14 protein-coding genes and 1 pseudogene are annotated in these 16,028 nt (G+C 69.0%); 11 read left to right on the top strand and 4 right to left on the bottom strand.

The window, feature by feature from the left end; translation table 11 throughout:
* Positions 1–16 precede the first annotated feature (16 nt).
* The 4 genes from GT347_RS22290 to GT347_RS22275 all read left to right on the top strand — a co-directional run bounded on the left by GT347_RS22290 (position 17) and on the right by GT347_RS22275 (position 4,088).
* On the top strand, positions 17–766 hold the full coding sequence (locus GT347_RS22290) for an electron transfer flavoprotein subunit beta/FixA family protein (RefSeq protein WP_160554273.1): 750 nt from the start codon (positions 17–19) through the stop codon (positions 764–766).
* Positions 766–1,698 (top strand): electron transfer flavoprotein subunit alpha/FixB family protein, encoded by a 933-nt coding sequence (locus GT347_RS22285; protein WP_160554272.1) that lies wholly within the window; start codon positions 766–768, stop codon positions 1,696–1,698. Before GT347_RS22290 ends, GT347_RS22285 begins: the two co-directional genes overlap by 1 nt.
* A gap of 186 nt (positions 1,699–1,884) precedes the next feature.
* A complete protein-coding gene (gene flhD / locus GT347_RS22280) occupies positions 1,885–2,202 on the top strand; it encodes a flagellar transcriptional regulator FlhD (protein WP_160554271.1) in 318 nt (105 codons plus the stop codon).
* 134 nt (positions 2,203–2,336) lie between these two features.
* The gene (locus tag GT347_RS22275; RefSeq protein WP_229722431.1) at positions 2,337–4,088 is read left to right on the top strand and encodes a diguanylate cyclase; all 1,752 of its coding nucleotides are present in this window, start codon (positions 2,337–2,339) and stop codon (positions 4,086–4,088) included.
* Between the two features lie 9 nt (positions 4,089–4,097).
* Here the strand turns inward: GT347_RS22275 and GT347_RS22270 are convergent, their stop codons facing one another.
* Both GT347_RS22270 and GT347_RS22265 read right to left on the bottom strand, forming a co-directional pair.
* The gene (locus GT347_RS22270) at positions 4,098–4,799 is read right to left on the bottom strand and encodes a hydrolase (protein WP_160554270.1); all 702 of its coding nucleotides are present in this window, start codon (positions 4,797–4,799) and stop codon (positions 4,098–4,100) included.
* A 107-nt stretch (positions 4,800–4,906) separates the two neighbouring features.
* On the bottom strand, positions 4,907–5,389 hold the full coding sequence (locus GT347_RS22265; RefSeq protein ID WP_160554269.1) for an Lrp/AsnC family transcriptional regulator: 483 nt from the start codon (positions 5,387–5,389) through the stop codon (positions 4,907–4,909).
* Between the two features lie 124 nt (positions 5,390–5,513).
* Between GT347_RS22265 and hppD the strand changes: the two genes are divergently transcribed.
* Positions 5,514–6,596 carry a 4-hydroxyphenylpyruvate dioxygenase gene (gene hppD, locus GT347_RS22260; protein ID WP_160554268.1) on the top strand — a complete coding sequence of 361 codons (1,083 nt, stop codon included), beginning with the start codon at positions 5,514–5,516 and terminating at the stop codon, positions 6,594–6,596.
* A gap of 7 nt (positions 6,597–6,603) precedes the next feature.
* The gene (gene phhA / locus GT347_RS22255) at positions 6,604–7,491 is read left to right on the top strand and encodes a phenylalanine 4-monooxygenase (RefSeq protein ID WP_160554267.1); all 888 of its coding nucleotides are present in this window, start codon (positions 6,604–6,606) and stop codon (positions 7,489–7,491) included.
* On the opposite strand, the gene GT347_RS22250 is transcribed toward phhA, so the two are convergent.
* Positions 7,479–8,249, bottom strand: a complete 771-nt coding sequence (locus GT347_RS22250) for a hypothetical protein (RefSeq protein ID WP_160554266.1) — start codon at positions 8,247–8,249, stop codon at positions 7,479–7,481. The two genes, phhA and GT347_RS22250, sit on opposite strands and share 13 nt — an antisense overlap.
* A gap of 154 nt (positions 8,250–8,403) precedes the next feature.
* On the opposite strand from GT347_RS22250, the pseudogene GT347_RS22245 reads away from it, so the two are divergent.
* Together GT347_RS22245 and GT347_RS22240 are read left to right on the top strand one after the other, a co-directional pair.
* A pseudogene (locus GT347_RS22245) lies at positions 8,404–9,857 on the top strand (NAD-dependent succinate-semialdehyde dehydrogenase).
* A gap of 96 nt (positions 9,858–9,953) precedes the next feature.
* Positions 9,954–12,080, top strand: a complete 2,127-nt coding sequence (locus tag GT347_RS22240) for a TonB-dependent siderophore receptor (protein ID WP_160554265.1) — start codon at positions 9,954–9,956, stop codon at positions 12,078–12,080.
* Positions 12,081–12,105: 25 nt separating this feature from the next.
* Here GT347_RS22240 and GT347_RS22235 read toward each other — a convergent pair whose 3' ends face one another.
* Positions 12,106–13,014, bottom strand: coding sequence for a LysR family transcriptional regulator (locus GT347_RS22235; RefSeq protein ID WP_160554264.1), 909 nt, complete (start codon positions 13,012–13,014; stop codon positions 12,106–12,108).
* Between the two features lie 105 nt (positions 13,015–13,119).
* On the opposite strand from GT347_RS22235, the gene GT347_RS22230 reads away from it, so the two are divergent.
* Genes GT347_RS22230 through GT347_RS22220 form a run of 3 tightly spaced genes read left to right on the top strand, consistent with a single transcriptional unit; the run spans position 13,120 to position 15,991 of the window.
* Positions 13,120–14,103: a 3-hydroxyacyl-CoA dehydrogenase family protein gene (locus GT347_RS22230; protein ID WP_160554263.1), complete on the top strand. Its 984-nt coding sequence runs from the start codon at positions 13,120–13,122 to the stop codon at positions 14,101–14,103.
* Positions 14,100–14,936, top strand: a complete 837-nt coding sequence (locus GT347_RS22225; RefSeq protein ID WP_160554262.1) for a BKACE family enzyme — start codon at positions 14,100–14,102, stop codon at positions 14,934–14,936. The genes GT347_RS22230 and GT347_RS22225 overlap by 4 nt, the downstream gene beginning before the upstream one ends.
* A 59-nt stretch (positions 14,937–14,995) precedes the next feature.
* A complete protein-coding gene (locus GT347_RS22220) occupies positions 14,996–15,991 on the top strand; it encodes a Bug family tripartite tricarboxylate transporter substrate binding protein (RefSeq protein ID WP_160554261.1) in 996 nt (331 codons plus the stop codon).
* Positions 15,992–16,028: the final 37 nt, after the last annotated feature.

Below are 16,028 nucleotides of genomic sequence, written 5' to 3'. Positions count from 1 at the left end.
GATAAGGAACATCGCCATGAAAATCCTGGTGCCCGTGAAACGGGTCGTCGACTACAACGTCAAGGTCCGCGTCAAGTCGGACGGCAGCGGCGTCGATATCGCCAACGTCAAGATGAGCATGAACCCCTTCGACGAGATCGCCATCGAAGAGGCGGTCCGGCTGAAGGAAAAAGGCCTGGTGACCGAAGTCATCGCCGTGTCCTGCGGCGTCGCTCAATGCCAGGAGACGCTGCGCACGGCGCTCGCCATCGGCGCCGACCGCGCCATCCTGGTCCAGACCGATGTGGAGCTGCAACCCCTGGCCGTGGCCAAGATCCTCAAGGCCCTGGTCGACAAGGAACAGCCGACCCTGGTGATCCTGGGCAAGCAGGCCATAGACGACGACAGCAACCAGACCGGCCAGATGCTGGCCGCCCTGGCCGACCTGCCGCAGGCCACCTTCGCCAGCAAGGTCGAGCTGTCCGCCGATGGCGTTCAGGTGACCCGTGAAGTCGACGGCGGCCTGGAGACCCTCAAGCTCACGCTGCCCGCCATCGTCACCACCGACCTGCGCCTGAACGAGCCGCGCTACGTGACGCTGCCCAACATCATGAAGGCCAAGAAGAAGACCATGGACACGCTCACCCCCGCCGACCTCGGCGTGGACGTGGCCCCGCGCCTGAAGACCCTCAAGGTCAGCGAGCCGCCCAAGCGCGGCGCCGGCATCAAGGTGCCCGATGTCGCCACGCTGGTGGCCAAACTCAAGACCGAAGCGAAGGTGATCTGATGGCCGTCCTCGTCATTGCCGAACACGACAACGCCGCGATCAAGCCGGCGACCCTCAACACCATTACCGCAGCCAAGGCCTGCGGTGGCGATGTGACCGTTCTGGTCGTGGGCCAGAACGCCCAGGGTGCGGCCGATGCTGCTGCCAAGGTGGCCGGCGTCAGCAAGGTCATCCTGGCCGATGGTCCCAGCCTGGCCGAAGGGCTGGCGGAGAACGTTGCCGCGCAGGTGCTGTCCATCGCTTCGGGCTACAGCCACATCCTGTTCCCCGCGACCGCCGCCGGCAAGAATGCCGCGCCGCGTGTGGCGGCCAAGCTGGACGTGGCGCAGATCAGCGACATCACCAAGGTCGATTCGCCGGACACCTTCGAGCGGCCGATCTATGCCGGCAACGCCATCGCCACCGTGCAGAGCGGCGATGCGACCAAGGTCATCACGGTGCGCACCACCGGTTTCGACGCGGCAGCGGCCGAAGGCGGCAGCGCATCGGTCGAGAAGATCGATGCCGTGGCCGACAGCGGCAAGAGCAGCTTCGTCGGACGTGAAGTCACCAAGAGCGACCGGCCAGAGCTGACCGCAGCCAAGATCATCGTCTCCGGCGGCCGGGCCATGGGCTCCAGCGACAAGTTCAACGAGGTGCTCACGCCCCTGGCCGACAAGCTCGGCGCGGCACTCGGCGCATCCCGTGCAGCCGTCGATGCGGGCTACGCCCCCAACGACTGGCAGGTCGGCCAGACCGGCAAGATCGTGGCGCCCACGCTCTACATCGCCGCCGGCATCTCGGGTGCGATCCAGCACCTGGCCGGCATGAAGGACTCCAAGGTGATCGTGGCCATCAACAAGGACCCGGAAGCGCCGATCTTCGGCGTGGCCGATTACGGGCTGGAAGGCGACCTGTTCACCATCGTGCCGGAGCTGGTCGAGCGCCTCTGACCAGGGCCCGGGCGCACAGCAGGGGATGTAGGGCAAGCTCCTACATCCCCACCCCGCAGGCAGACACGAAGCACATCCAGTCCCCGACTTCAGTTCCGTTTGGCCGGTCTTCACAATCCACTTCACCGAATCGAGCCCCCCGCAATCGTGCAACGGCTGGAGTCGGACACCGAAACGGGACGACCGATGAACACCGAACAGATCCTCGCCGAGATCCGCGACGCCAACCTGAGCTACCTCGGCGTGGCGCAGAACCTGATCCGCATGGACAAGGCCGAGGCAGTGCAGAGCCTGGGCATCAGCGAGGAATCCGCCGAGCTGCTGGGCCAGCTCTCCACCGCCCAGATGGTGAAGCTGGCCACCGGCAGCACCCTGCTCTGCCGCTTCCCGGTCGATGACGACATGGTGTGGAGCCTGCTGACCCACCACGGCCTGCCATCGCGCGCCGACCATTCGGCGGACAGCCAGGCGCTGGCCCGCAGCCTGCTGGCCGCGGCCGCCTGACCGGCCGCCCCGCCATGCGCCCCGCTGACCAGGCCTCCCCCGCGGAGGCCTTTTTTCTTCCCGCCGCGGCGTCACGGCACAATCGGCGCCCCTTTTGTCTGTGGGCGACCTGCCCGTGAGGTGGCGCGTTGCGCTTGTTCTTCATCGTTTTCTGCTGGCTGGGCCTGCTGGCGGCCACATCCACCGCCCGGGCCGGCGATGGTCCCGAATCTCGTCCCGTGGCGGTCACCGACATGCCCGGCGGTGTGCCGGCTGTCTCCGGCCTGTCCTTCTTCGAGGACGAGAGCCGCAGCCTCGGCATCGCCGATGTGTTGAAGCCGGCGAACCAGGCCCGCTTCGCCTACCCCGACGCACCGCTGCGCGGCCGTGAATCCGACCGTGTGCTGTGGTTCCGCCTGCAGGTGCACCTGAGCGACCAGGCCAGCACCGGCCGCGAGTGGCTGCTGGTGGTGCCCACCGTCTCCACCCACGAACTGAGTTTCTACGGCCCCTACGACAGCCAGGGCCGGGCGCTGGCCGAGCCGGTGGTCACTGGCATGTCGCATCCCTGGTCCACCCGGCCGGCCAGCTCCGAGCAGATGGCCTGGCGCCTGCGCCTGCCGGACACGCAGACCTACACCCTGTATTTCCGCGTCGATTCCACCTTCGCCCGCATCTACGACGTGCGGATCTGGCGCACCGTGCGCTACCTGGAAGACACCCAGGACGAACGCATCTTCGACGGCCTGAGCTACGGCATGCTGCTGGGGCTGGTGGTGTATGCGCTGGTGCTGCTGACGATCTTCCGCGAAGGCATCTACGGCTGGTATCTGGCCTCGGTGGTCTGCGCCCTGCTGGCCCTGGCCGGCTTCAACGGCCATTCGCTGCGCTACCTGTTCCCGCACTGGCCGCAGGCGGCCTGGTTCTGCTACATGGCGATGCCGCCGGCCTGGGTCTTCTGCAAGCTGCAGTTCGGCCGCCGGCTGCTGCGCCTGCACCACTTCGCGCCCTGGCTGGAGCACATCGTGCGGCTGATGCTGGGCGCGCTGGTGCTGGCCACGGTGCTGGCCTTCGCCAATATCCAGGTGGTGTGGATGTTCCGCCTGGTGCAGGCCTGCGTGCTGCTGTCGACCATGGTGCTGCTGGTGGGCGCGCTGTCGGCGGTGCGGCGGCGCTACTGGCCGGCGGTGCTGTATTCGCTGGGCGTGGCGCTGCTGCTGGCGGGCATCTCGGCCATCATCGTGGCCAGCTGGGGCTGGGTGGCGTGGACGCCCGACCAGATGAACATCACCCAGGCCGCGCTGGTGGCCGAACTGGTGGTTTTCGCCGGCGCCACCGCCTCGCGGCTGCGCCTGGTGCTGCAGTCCGAACGCCGGCTCAGCGCCCGCACCGAGCAGCTGGTGGAGGCCCTGGGCACCGATGCCCTCACCGGCGCGGCCAGCCGCAGCGGCTTCCACGGCCGGGCCGAGGCGCTGCTGGCCGAGGGCCGGCCCTTCAGCCTGATGCTGCTGGACCTGGACGGCTTCAAGGCGGTGAACGACAGCCATGGCCATGCGGCGGGCGACGCCATCCTGCAGGCCGTGGTGCGCCGCATGCAGGCGCTGCTGCGCGGCGAGGACATGGTGGCCCGCCTGGGCGGCGACGAGTTCGCCCTGCTGCTGCCGGGCGGCGCCACCCGTGCGCAGCTCGCCGCCCTCACCGAGCGGCTGGCCGAGAGCTGCGCCGCGCCGGTGGATTTCGAGGGCCGCGCCCTGTCGGTGGGCATGAGTGTGGGCATCGCCAGCTATCCGCTCAACGCCTCGGGCCTGGACGAGCTGCTGCGCCTGGCCGACCAGGCCATGTACCGCAGCAAGCGCCAGCGCCGGGCCACCCGCGCCGGCCATGCTTTCGCGGGCGAGCGCGACTGAAGGGCGCGATCAGCGTTCGATGACCGGCGCATGCACCGGCGCCAGCGCCTCGTGCGGCGTCTGGGTGCGCTGGGCGCTCTTGTGGACCATGGTGTAGGCGTAGTCCACGCCCATGCCATAGGCGCCGGAATGCTCCTTGGCCACGGCCATCACCGCGTCGTAGGTGCCGCGGTTGTTCCAGTCGCGCTGCCATTCCAGCAGCACCTGCTGCCAGGTCACCGGCACCACGCCGGCCTGCACCATACGCATGATGGCCATGTCGTGGGCTTCCTTGCTGGTGCCGCCGGAGGCGTCGGTCACCATGTAGATCTGGTAGTCGCCTTCGAGCATGGCGCACAGGGCGAAGGTGGTGTTGCAGACTTCCGTCCACAGGCCGGCCACGACCACCTTCTTGCGGCCGTTGGCGGCCAGGGCGTCGCGCACCTTCTGGTCGTCCCAGGAGTTCATCGAGCTGCGTTCCAGCACCTGCTTGCCGGGGAACACGTCGAGCAGTTCGGGATAGGTGAAGCCGGAGAAGGACTGCGATTCGACCGTGGTGATGGTGGTCGGCACGTCGAAGATCTTCGCGGCCTTGGCCAGGCCCACGGTGTTGTTCTTGAGGGTCTGGCGGTCGATCGACTGCACGCCGAAGGCCATCTGCGGCTGGTGGTCGATGAAGATCAGCTGGCTGTTCCTGGGGGTCAGGACTTCGAGTTTGGCTTGGGTGGACATGGTGTTTCCTATGGAGGTGATGCGAGCCGGAAAGTTAGCCCGCGCAGCGCCGCGGCACATCGCCAACCGGTCCACCCCGGCGCTCCCTCCAAAGGGACAGGCGCCGCTCAGATCGGCAGCACCGCGCTGGCCTTGACCTGGCTCAGCACGAAGCTGGACTTGCAGTCCTGCACCGCCGGATGGCGCAGCAGCTTGTCCATCACGAAGGCCGAGAAATGCTCCATGTCGGCCACCAGCACCCGCAGCAGGTAATCCATCTCGCCGGTCAGCGCCATGCAGTCGACCACCTCCGGCCAGGCCTGCACCGCCGCGGCGAACTCGTCGGCCGGGCCGCGCTTGCCGTTCTCGCGGTGTTTTTCCAGCCGCACGTTGATGTAGGCGGTGAGGTGGATGCCGACCCTGGCCGGGTTCACCCGCGCCGAATAGCCGGCGATGAAGCCTTCTTCCTCCAGCCGCCGCACCCGGCGCTGCGTGGCCGAAGGCGACAGCGCCACCAGCGCCGACAATTCCTCGAAGCTGGCGCGGCCATGCGCCTGCAGCGCGCGAAGCACGCGCAGATCGACCGCATCGAGACCTGTTTCTTCACCCATCCGCGGATTTTCACAGGAATCCCGCGCCATGGGCCCGGTAGAAGCACCAGCGCGCAGGAAACCCGCTCCCCGCCCCGCCTAGCATGGAGGCCCCACCACGCATGCGCAGCAGGAGCGAGAGAACATGGCCGACCTTTTTGACAATCCAATGGGCCTCATGGGTTTCGAGTTCGTCGAATTCGCCTCGCCCACGCCGGGCGTGCTCGAACCCATCCTGGAGATGATGGGCTTCTCGCTGGTGGCCCGCCACCGCTCGAAGAACGTGGACCTGTACCGCCAGGGCGACATCAACTTCATCGTCAACCGCGAGGAGAAAAGCCCCGCCGCCTACTTCGCCGCCGAGCACGGCCCCTCGGCCTGCGGCATGGCCTTCCGGGTGCGCGACGCGCATGCCGCCTACTACCGCGCGATCGAACTCGGCGCCCAGCCGGTCGATGTGCCCACCGGCCCGATGGAGCTGCACCTGCCGGCCATCAAGGGCATCGGCGGCGCGCCGCTCTACCTGATAGACCGCTCCGAGGAAGGCCTGTCGATCTACGACATCGACTTCAAGTTCATCGAGGGCGTGGACCGCAAGCCCGCCGGCCACGGCTTCAAGCTGGTGGACCACCTCACCCACAACGTCTACCGCGGCCGCATGGCCTATTGGGCGGGCTTCTACGAGAAGTTCTTCAACTTCCGCGAGATCCGCTACTTCGACATCAAAGGCGAATACACCGGCCTGACCAGCAAGGCCATGACCGCGCCGGACGGCATGATCCGCATCCCGCTCAACGAGGAGTCCTCCAAGGGCTCGGGCCAGATCGAGGAATACCTGATGGCCTTCAACGGCGAGGGCATCCAGCACATCGCCCTGCTCAGCGACGACCTGCTGGCCAGCGTGGACCGCCTGCGCGCGGCCGGCGTGCCGCTGATGAAGGCGCCGCCCGACACCTACTACCAGATGCTCGAAGGCCGCCTGCCCGGCCATGGCGAGGACCCGGCCGCGCTGAAGTCGCGCGGCATCCTGCTCGACGGCACCACCGAGGGCGGCAGCCCGCGCCTGCTGCTGCAGATCTTCTCGGGCACCGTGCTCGGCCCAGTCTTCTTCGAGTTCATCCAGCGCAAGGGCGACTACCGCGAAGGTTTCGGCGAAGGCAATTTCAAGGCCCTGTTCGAATCGCTGGAGCGCGACCAGATCGAACGCGGCGTGCTGCAGACCGCCTGAACCCGCCATGCCCGCGGACAGCAAGCACGGCCTGGCGGCGGGAGACGCCTTCCGGCCCGAGCGCGCCGACTGGACGATAGACCAGGGCTGGGAGCACTACACGCCCCAGGACCACGCCACCTGGAAGACCCTGTTCGAGCGCCAGACGAAGATGCTGGTCGGCCGCGCCTGCGACGAATTCATCGAGGGCATGCACCGGCTGCCCATGGGCGCCGACGAGATCCCGGATTTCCGCCGCCTCAGCGACAGCCTGATGCGGCGCACCGGCTGGCAGATCGTCGCCGTGCCCGGCCTGGTGCCCGACGAGGTCTTCTTCGACCATCTGGCCCACCGGCGTTTCCCCGCCGGCCAGTTCATCCGCCGGCCGCAGGAGCTGGACTACCTGGAGGAGCCCGATGTCTTCCACGATGTCTTCGGCCATGTGCCGATGCTGATGAACCCTGCCATCGCCGACTACATCCAGGCTTACGGCGAAGGCGGCCTGCGGGCGCAGCAGCTCGGCGTGCTGGACCAGCTGGCCCGTGTCTACTGGTACACGGTGGAGTTCGGCCTGGTGCGGCAGGAAGACGGCCTGCGCATCTACGGCGCCGGCATCGCCAGTTCCTTCACCGAGAGTGTGTTCGCGCTGGACTCACCCTCGCCCCACCGCATCGGCTTCGACCTGGCGCGGGTGATGCGCACGCGCTACCGGATCGACGATTTCCAGGAGAGCTATTTCGTCATCGACAGCCTGGAGCAGTTGCTGGAACTGGCCCGCATCGATTTCGCGCCGGTCTATGCGGCGATCCGCGGGCAGGCCGAGCATGCGCCCGGCACGGTGCTGGAGAGCGACCGGGTGATCCACCGCGGCATCGGCAGCTACCACCGGGCGAAGCGCCCGGCTCAGCCCGGCTGAAGGGGATGGTCGGCGGCGGCGGGATCGTGGTGGACGCCGATGGCGGCGAAGCCTCCTCCGCCTCCGCCTCCAGCGCCTCCAGCGCCGCCGCCCCCTCCGCCCCCGCCCCCGCCGGACTTCCCTTCGCCCTGCCCGCCACCGCCCTTGCCCGAGCTCCCGCCGCGCAAGGGCCCCTGCCGGGGAATCGACAGGCCGGCCGGCATCGCCTCCAGATCCAGCACCTCGCGGATGAAGGCGCGCAGCGACACCACCAGCTCGGCCGTCTCCACCGGCCGGCCGGCCACCATGTCGTTGGCCGCCCGGGCCGCCAGCTCCACCTGCTCGCGGGTGCCCAGCAGCACGACATCCGACAGGGCCGCCTCGACGGCATCGCGGATGCGACGGCGCCGCTCGGAGCCGGTCTCGGGCGGCCGGGCAGGCACGACGGCCGGCGGCGCCGCGCCCTCCACCGGCGCGACGGCCGCCTCCACCTCCGCCCGCTTCAGCGCGGCGTCGGCCGCATCGGCCCGCGCACGCAGGTCGCGCAGGTGGCTCGGGTCCACCGTCAGGTCGCCGGTGAAGGAGCCGCCCAGCGTCTTGTAGGCGGCGATCAGGGTCTTGAGCCTTTCGTTGATCTGCCGGTTCTGCCTTTCGCGGCGCTGCTGCACGCCGGTCATGACCAGCAAGCGGATGCTCACCGCCACCAGGGAGACGACGACCAGGCCCAGCAGCGTGGACAGCAGCCCGGTCAGGGAGGAGAAATCGAGGGCATTGCGCATGCTCAACAGCATCCGACGCGGCGCGCGCCGGCCGGTTCGGCGGTGTAACGCGGCGCGCTCGCACGGCCGGCGCCGCAATCGCCTAAAGTCCGGGATGGGTCGCGGCGCTCTCAGCGGCTGCCGCGTTTGCAACGAACACATCAGCTCGATCTCCATGTCCGACACCCAAACCCGTTCCTATCCCGACACCGGCCTGCTCATCGGCGGCCAATGGCGCGACGCCGCCGACGGCCGCAGCCTGCCGGTGCGCAACCCGGCCACCGGCCTGACCATCGGCAAGGTGGCCCACGCCGGCCGCGCCGACCTCGACGCCGCCCTGGAAGCCGCGCAGCGCGGCTTCGAAGCCTGGCGCGCCATCCCCCTGCCGAGCGCGCCATCGCCATGCGCAAGGCCGCTGCCCTGCTGCGCAGCCGCGCCGACGAGATCGCGCCGCTGCTCACGCAGGAACAGGGCAAGCCCCTGGCCGAGGCCAAGATCGAAGTGATGTCCGGCGCCGCCATCATCGAATGGTTCGCCGACGAAGGCCTGCGCGTCTACGGCCGCATCGTGCCGGCCCGCGCGCCCGATACGCAGCAGCAGGTGCTGAGGTTCCCGCTGGGCCCGGTCGCCGCCTTCACGCCCTGGAACTTCCCGATCAACCAGGTGGTGCGCAAGCTCGCCGCCGCCCTGGCCAGCGGCTGCTCCTTCCTGTGCAAGGCGCCGGAAGAAACCCCGGCATCGCCCGCCGCGCTGATGCAGGCCTTCGTCGATGCCGGCCTGCCGCCCGGCACGGTCGGCCTGGTGTTCGGCGATCCGCACGAGATCTCCAGCTACCTGATCCCGCATCCGATCATCCGCAAGGTCACCTTCACCGGCTCGACCGCCGTGGGCAAGCAGCTGGCCGCGCTGGCCGGCCAGCACATGAAGCGCGCCACCATGGAGCTGGGCGGCCACGCGCCGGTGATCGTGGCGGAAGACGCCAACGTGGAACTTGCCGTGCGCTCCGCCGCCGGCGCCAAATACCGCAATGCCGGCCAGGTCTGCATCTCGCCCACCCGCTTCCTGGTGCACAACGGCATCCGGAGCGAATTCGAAAAGGCCTTCGTGGCCTATGCCGAAAGCCTGGTCGTCGGCGACGGCCTGACCCAGGGCACCAGCATGGGCCCGCTGGCCAACCCGCGCCGCCTGCAGGCCATGGACCAGATCGTGGCCAACGCCCGCACCAGCGGCGCCAAGGTGCTGACCGGCGGCGAACGCGGCAAGGCCGACGGCAACTTCTTCACGCCCACCGTGCTGTCAAACGTGCCGCTGGACGCCTCGGTGTTCAACGACGAGCCCTTCGGCCCGATCGCCGCCATCCGCGGTTTCGACACGCTGGACGAGGCCATCGCCGAAGGCAACCGCCTGCCCTACGGCCTGGCCGGCTATGCCTTCACCGAGTCGATCCGCACGGTGCAGCAGCTGTCCAACCGCCTGGAAGTGGGCATGCTGTGGATCAACCAGCCGGCCACGCCCAGCGCCGAGATGCCCTTCGGCGGCATCAAGGATTCGGGCTACGGCTCCGAAGGCGGCCCGGAGGCCATGGAGTCCTATCTCTGGACCAAGACGGTGTCGGTCAAGACCTCCTGACCGGCCCGCCGGCAGGCCGCTCCTGATGGGGAGCGGGGCAAAGCCAGATGAGAATGACTTACATTACCGTAAGTTACTTTTCCTGGCTTTTCCTTCATGCGACCCATCCCGAGCGGCCTCTTCACCTTCACCCAACTCGCCCTGCTGGGCGCCTGCGGCAGCGCCGCGGCGCAATCCGCACCGGCCTCCTCCACGTCGTCGCCCGCACTGCCGGAAGTGATCGTGCAGGAGCGCGCCCAGGAAATCGGCTACCAGCCCAAACGCGCCACCACCGCCACCCGCGTGGATGCCGACCTGCGCGACGTGCCGCAGGCCGTCGCCGTGGTGCCCGCCCAGGTGCTGCAGGACACCCAGGTGCGCAACATCGACGAGGCGCTCTACTACGTCAGCGGCATCACCCAGGCCAACACCCTCGGCGGCACGCAGGACGCGCTGATCAAGCGCGGCTTCGGCTTCAACCGCGACGGCTCCATCCTGCGCGACGGCGTGCGCACCGTGCTGGCGCGCAACCTCACCTACACGACCGACCGGGTCGAGGTGCTCAAGGGCCCCTCGTCCATCGTCTACGGCACCATGGACCCGGGCGGCGTCATCAACATGGTGACCAAGAAACCCCAGCTCGAATTCGCCGGCCAGGCCGCGGCCAGCGCCTCCAGCTACGGCGGCGGCAACGCGCAGATCGACCTCACCGGCCCGATCGGCACCAACGGCCTGGCCTACCGCCTGATCGCCGACATCAGCAACGTGGACTACTGGCGCAACTTCGGCACCAACAAGCAGAAGGTGATCGCGCCGTCGCTCGCCTGGTACGGCTCCGGCACCTATGTGCGCGCCTCCTTCGAGCACACCGACTACGAACAGCCCTTCGACCGCGGCACCGTCATCGACACCCGCACCGGCAAGCCGGTCAATACCAATCCCGAGACCCGTTTCGACGAGGCCTACAACCGCACCATCGGCACCTCGGACTTCTTCACGGTGCAGGCGCAGCACACGCTCAACACCGCCTGGAAGCTCAACGGCACCTACAGCTTCAACCGCAACACCTACAGCGACTTCCAGGCCCGCCCGGTCGCCTACAACCCGGTCACCGGCGTGCTCACCCGCCGGCCCGACGGCACCCGCGGCGCCAACAGCCAGCAGCATGTGGCCCAGGTCAACCTGCAGGGCGACGTGAACTGGGGCGGGGTGAAGCACCAGATCCTGGCCGGCTTCGATGCCGAGGATGCCGACATCTACCGCCAGGACCTGATCCGCGGCACCAACAGCACGGCCTTCAACGTCTACAACCCGGTCTACGGCACCCTGGCCAACTCGCTGGTCGTGGACCCCACCACCAGCGACCAGCACGCCCTGCTCAACCAGCAGGCGCTCTTCGCGCAGGACTCGATCCGCCTGTCCGAACAGTGGATCGTGCAGGCCGGCGGCCGCTGGCAGCGCTACGAGCAGACGGCGGGCAAGGGCCGGCCCTTCGTGGTGGCCAGCCAGTCGGACGGCTCCAAGTTCATCCCGCGCGTCGGCCTGGTGTGGCAGCCGAGCAAGCTGTGGTCGGTGTACGGCAGCTACAGCGAATCCTTCAACCCGCAGACCAGCACCGGCACCGTCATCGGCACGCTGCCGCCGGAGGAAGGCAAGTCCTGGGAGATCGGCACCAAGCTGGAGATGCCGCAGGGCATCACCGCCACCGCCGCGCTCTACGACATCAAGAAGAAGAACGTGGTGGTGAGCGAGACCGTCGCCGGCATCACCACCCAGCGCGCCGTGGGCGGCGCCCGCTCGCGCGGCCTGGAGTTGGACGCCGCCGGCCAGATCGCGAAGCAGTGGAAGCTGATCGGCAGCTATGCCTTCACCGACGCCTACGTCACCGACGACCCGCAATACAGCGGCAACCGCCTGGCCAACGTCGCCCAGCAGCAAGCCTCGGTCTTCGCCACCTACGAGTTCGCCCGCGCCACCGGCGGCGGCCAGTGGCGCACCGGCGCCGGCGTGCGCCACATCGGCAAGCGCGCGGGCGACAGCGCCAACAGCTTCACCAACGATGCCTACGAGGTGGTCGATGCCTTCGTGAGCTACGACACCCGCTGGAACAACCACGGCCTGCGCCTGCAGTTCAACGTGAAGAACCTGTTCGACAAGAACTATGTCTCGTCCTCGGGCAGCCCGCTGTATGTGACGCTGGGCGAGTCGCGGCAGGCGGTGCTGCGGGCGGTGGTGGACTTCTAGGCCCAGGCCGCGCAAAGGCCGGGCCTCAGACCCCGGAAACGCGCATCTCCTCCTTCAGGCAATCGATCATCCGCAGCGCCGCGGGCGAGAAAGCCCGGTTGCGTGCACTCACCAACCCGATCGGCCGGCGCACCTCCGGCGAACGCAGCCGGCGCCAGACCACACCGGCATTGCCCGCCACCCGCGCCGCCAGTTCCGGCAAGGCGCTGACGCCCACGCCCGCCGCCACCATCGCCGCGATGGTCGCCAGGTACTCCACCTCGAATCGCGGTGCGAACCGCAGCTTGTGGGCGAGGAAGGCCGCATCGGCGTACTGGCGCACGCTGGTGCCGGCGGGCATCGAGATGTGGGGCAGTTCGGCGATATCGCTCCAGGCCAGGGCGGTCTTGCCGCGTGCCAGCTTGTGGCCGGCCGGCAGCAGCAGGCCGACGGCGTCGGAAGACAAAGCGATGTAGTCCAGGTCGGCATAGGCCGGGTTGGCGGCGGTCAGCGCGAAGTCCACCCGCCCGGCGCGCACCATCTCGAAGGCCGAGCCGGCCAGGCGGTCGACCAGCTCCAGTTGCACCGCCGGATGGTCCCGGGCGAAGCGCGCGAAGGCCAGCGGCACGACGGTCGCAGCCAATGAGGGAAGCGCCGCCAGGGCCACCCGGCCCACCTGCGCATCCGACACCGCCCGCACCCGGTTCACCGCCTCCTGCATCTGGTGGCGCATGAACCGCGCCTGCTCGGCGAAGACCTGGCCGGCCTCGGTCAGCTGCACCGAGCGGGTGCTGCGTTCGAAGAGGCGGGCCGACAGCATCGCCTCCAGCCGCGCCACCGTGCCCGAGACCGCCGGCTGCGACAGATGCATGCGCTGGGCGGTCTGGCGAAAGCTCAGGGTCTCCACCAGGACCAGTAACACCTCGAGTTCATGGGCCGTCCAGTTGATATTCATGGCTTATCAGTCTATAGAAATATGCGTCTGGATCTTTTCAGGGGCGCTCCCTAGACTGCGCCGCAAACCGGCTGCACGGGGCAGCCGGAGCAGGAGACAGGACAGATGAATCAAGCCCTCAGGACGCACGGCGCGCGCACCGTGGTCGTCGGCGGTGGAACCATGGGCGCCGACGTGGCGGTGGTGCTGGCGCGCGGCGGCGCACGGGTCACGGTGGTGGATCCCAGCGCCGCCCAGCGCGAACGCCTGGCGCCGCATGTCGCGACTGAACTGCAGGCCGCGGGACTGGGCCACCGCGCCGCCCTCATCGACAGCGTCGCCGCCCTCGAAGACCTGGACTGGCAGGGTGTGGTGCTGGTGGTCGAATGCATCACCGAGCGGCTGGATGCCAAGCGGGCGCTCTTCGCCCGCCTGGAAGCGCTGGCGCCGGCCGATGCGGTGCTGGCCAGCAACAGCTCCAGCTTTCCGATCACCGCCATCGGCCAGGGCCTGGCCTCGCAGCAGCGCATGCTGGGCCTGCACTTCTTCATGCCGGCCCACCTGGTGCCGCTGGTGGAAGTGGTGTGCGGCACCGGCAGCGATGCGGCCCGCGCCGCCTGGCTGTGCGATTTCATGCGCGCCTGCGGCAGCGTGCCGGTGCTGGTGAAGAAGGACAAGCCGGGTTTCCTGGCCAACCGCCTGCAGCATGCACTGTCTCGCGAGGCCTTCGCGCTGATCGACGAAGGCATCGCCTCGGCCGAGGACGTGGATGCCGCCGTGCGTTTCGGCTTCGGCTTCCGCTACCTGGCCGCCGGGCCGGTGATGCAGCGCGACCATGCCGGCATCGACGTGCATTGCGCGGCGGCCGCCACCATGTATCCCACGCTGTCGAACACGGCAGCGCCGGCGCTGGCGCTGAGCGAGCGGGTGGCGCGCGGCGAACTCGGCATGAAGACCGGCAAGGGCTTCTTCGACTGGCCGGAGGACAGGCGCCTGGCCGAACGCGCCCGCTACGACGCCTTGCTGCGCCAGGGCCTGGCCTTGCTGGCGCCGGAGTTGCCGGCCATCGACCGCAGCGATGCACCCGCTGCGAAGGCCGAGGCCGCATGAGCACCGTCGTGACCCACCCCGATCCGCTGATCGTCACCGTCGCCCCCAACGGCGCCTACAAGCAGCCGGCCGACCACGCCGAAGTCCCCATCACCCCCGCCACCCTGGCCAGCACCGCCAAGGCCTGCCGCGAGGCCGGCGCCGCGATGCTGCACATGCACATCCGCGAGCCCAACGGCCGCCACAGCCTGGACGCCGAGGGCTACCGCGAGGCCCTGCGGGTGGTGCATGCCGCCGTCGGCGAGTCGATGGTGCTGCAGGTCACCAGCGAAGCCGCCGGCCGCTACCAGGCTCCGGCCCAGATCGCCATGGTGCGCCAGCTGCGGCCCGAGGCCGTCTCCATCGGCCTGCGCGAGATCGACAAGCCCGGGATCGGCGAAGCCGGCCTGGCCGACTTCTTCGGCTGGCTGGCGCGCGAACGGGTGATGGTGCAGGTGATCCTGTATGACGTGGCCGATGTGCAGCGCTGGCAGTCCCTGCGCAGCCGCGGCCTGGTGCCGGACGCGCCCTGGTTCCTGCTCTTCGTGCTGGGCCGCTACACCGCCGGCCAGACCTCCGACCCGCGCGACCTGCTGCCTTTCCTGGCCGCCCATGAAGGCACAGAGCCCTGGGCCGTGTGCGCCTTCGGCGCCACCGAGAACGCCTGCATCACCGCCGCCGCCGCACTGGGCGGCCATGCGCGTGTGGGCTTCGAGAACAACCTGCTGCTGAAGGACGGCAGCCGGGCGCCGGACAACGCCGCCCTGGTGCGCCAGGCCGCCGAAGCCGCCGCAGCGCTCGGCCGGCCGCTGGCCGGGGCCGACCACATTCGGCAGCGCTTCCGCACGGGCTAGCAAAAGCCCACCCGACCGGATCGCGCCACCAGAAAACAAAACGACGGAGACAAAACACCATGAACAGAAGAAACCTCAACCGCTGGCTCGCTGGCGGCCTGCTGCCCCTGGCCACCATGGGCACGGCCCTGGCGCAAGCCGCCACGGCCTATCCCAACCCCGGCAAGACCATCCGCTTCGTGGTCCCCTACCCGCCCGGCGGTCCCACCGACCTGATGGCGCGCATGCTGGCGCCCGAGATGCAGAAGCGCCTGGGCACCAACGTCATCGTGGACAACAAGAGCGGCGCCGGCGGCAACCTCGGCACCACCGAGGTCGCGCGCCAGACACCGGCCGACGGCTACACCCTGCTGCTGGCCGCCAGCGGCCCGATGGCGGTCAACGCCTCGCTCTACAAGAGCCTGCCCTTCGACCCGATCAAGGACCTGGCGCCGGTGATCCAGATCTCGGCCTTCCCGCAGGTGCTGGAGGTACACCCCTCGCTGGGCGTGAAAACCGTCAAGGAGCTGATCGCCCTGGCCCAGGCCGGCAAGGTGCCGCTGAGTTATGCCTCGGCCGGCAACGGCACGCCGCAGCATCTGGCCGGCGAACTCTTCAACACCACCGTGCACACCGAGCTGAAGCACATCCCCTACCGCGGCGCCGGCCCCGCGCTCAACGACCTGCTGGGCGGGCAGGTCAACGTGATGTTCGACATCCTGGGCAGTTCCCTGCCCTATCTGCAGACCGGCAAGCTGCAGCCGCTGGCCGTCACCTCGGCCCAGCGCAGCCCGGCCTTGCCGCAGGTGCCCACCATGGCCGAGGCCGGCGTGCCCGGCTACGAGATCAGCGCCTGGCACGGCATCGCGGTGCGCGCCGGCACGCCCAAAGAGATCGTCGACCGGCTCAACGCGACGGTGAACGCGATCTTCCAGGACCCAGCGTTCCGCACGCGCTGGGAAGCCATCGGCACCCCGGTGGTCGGCGGCAGCGCGGCCGATTTCGGCCAGCTGATCCGCAGCGATTCCGAGCGCCTGGGCAAGCTGGTGAAGTCGGCCGGGGTGACGGTGGACTGAGACCGGGGCGATGACGCCGGGACGGGGCGGGCCTCCC

This window comes from Xylophilus rhododendri, assembly GCF_009906855.1.
GTDB classification, from domain to species: Bacteria; Pseudomonadota; Gammaproteobacteria; order Burkholderiales; family Burkholderiaceae_C; genus Xylophilus; species Xylophilus rhododendri.
The sequence above is the reverse complement of the archived record's forward strand: the minus strand, read 5'-3'. Positions and strand labels throughout refer to the sequence as shown.

What these genes read in the sequence shown, in the direction of transcription:
- GT347_RS22290 (WP_160554273.1), top strand. Translation starts at nt 17, where the DNA reads ATGAAAATCCTGGTGCCCGTGAAACGGGTCGTCGACTACAACGTCAAG.
- GT347_RS22285 (WP_160554272.1), top strand. Translation starts at nt 766, where the DNA reads ATGGCCGTCCTCGTCATTGCCGAACACGACAACGCCGCGATCAAGCCG.
- flhD (WP_160554271.1), top strand. Translation starts at nt 1,885, where the DNA reads ATGAACACCGAACAGATCCTCGCCGAGATCCGCGACGCCAACCTGAGC.
- GT347_RS22270 (WP_160554270.1), bottom strand. Translation starts at nt 4,799, where the DNA reads ATGTCCACCCAAGCCAAACTCGAAGTCCTGACCCCCAGGAACAGCCAG.
- GT347_RS22265 (WP_160554269.1), bottom strand. Translation starts at nt 5,389, where the DNA reads ATGGGTGAAGAAACAGGTCTCGATGCGGTCGATCTGCGCGTGCTTCGC.
- hppD (WP_160554268.1), top strand. Translation starts at nt 5,514, where the DNA reads ATGGCCGACCTTTTTGACAATCCAATGGGCCTCATGGGTTTCGAGTTC.
- phhA (WP_160554267.1), top strand. Translation starts at nt 6,604, where the DNA reads ATGCCCGCGGACAGCAAGCACGGCCTGGCGGCGGGAGACGCCTTCCGG.
- GT347_RS22250 (WP_160554266.1), bottom strand. Translation starts at nt 8,249, where the DNA reads ATGCGCAATGCCCTCGATTTCTCCTCCCTGACCGGGCTGCTGTCCACG.
- GT347_RS22240 (WP_160554265.1), top strand. Translation starts at nt 9,954, where the DNA reads ATGCGACCCATCCCGAGCGGCCTCTTCACCTTCACCCAACTCGCCCTG.
- GT347_RS22235 (WP_160554264.1), bottom strand. Translation starts at nt 13,014, where the DNA reads ATGAATATCAACTGGACGGCCCATGAACTCGAGGTGTTACTGGTCCTG.
- GT347_RS22230 (WP_160554263.1), top strand. Translation starts at nt 13,120, where the DNA reads ATGAATCAAGCCCTCAGGACGCACGGCGCGCGCACCGTGGTCGTCGGC.
- GT347_RS22225 (WP_160554262.1), top strand. Translation starts at nt 14,100, where the DNA reads ATGAGCACCGTCGTGACCCACCCCGATCCGCTGATCGTCACCGTCGCC.
- GT347_RS22220 (WP_160554261.1), top strand. Translation starts at nt 14,996, where the DNA reads ATGAACAGAAGAAACCTCAACCGCTGGCTCGCTGGCGGCCTGCTGCCC.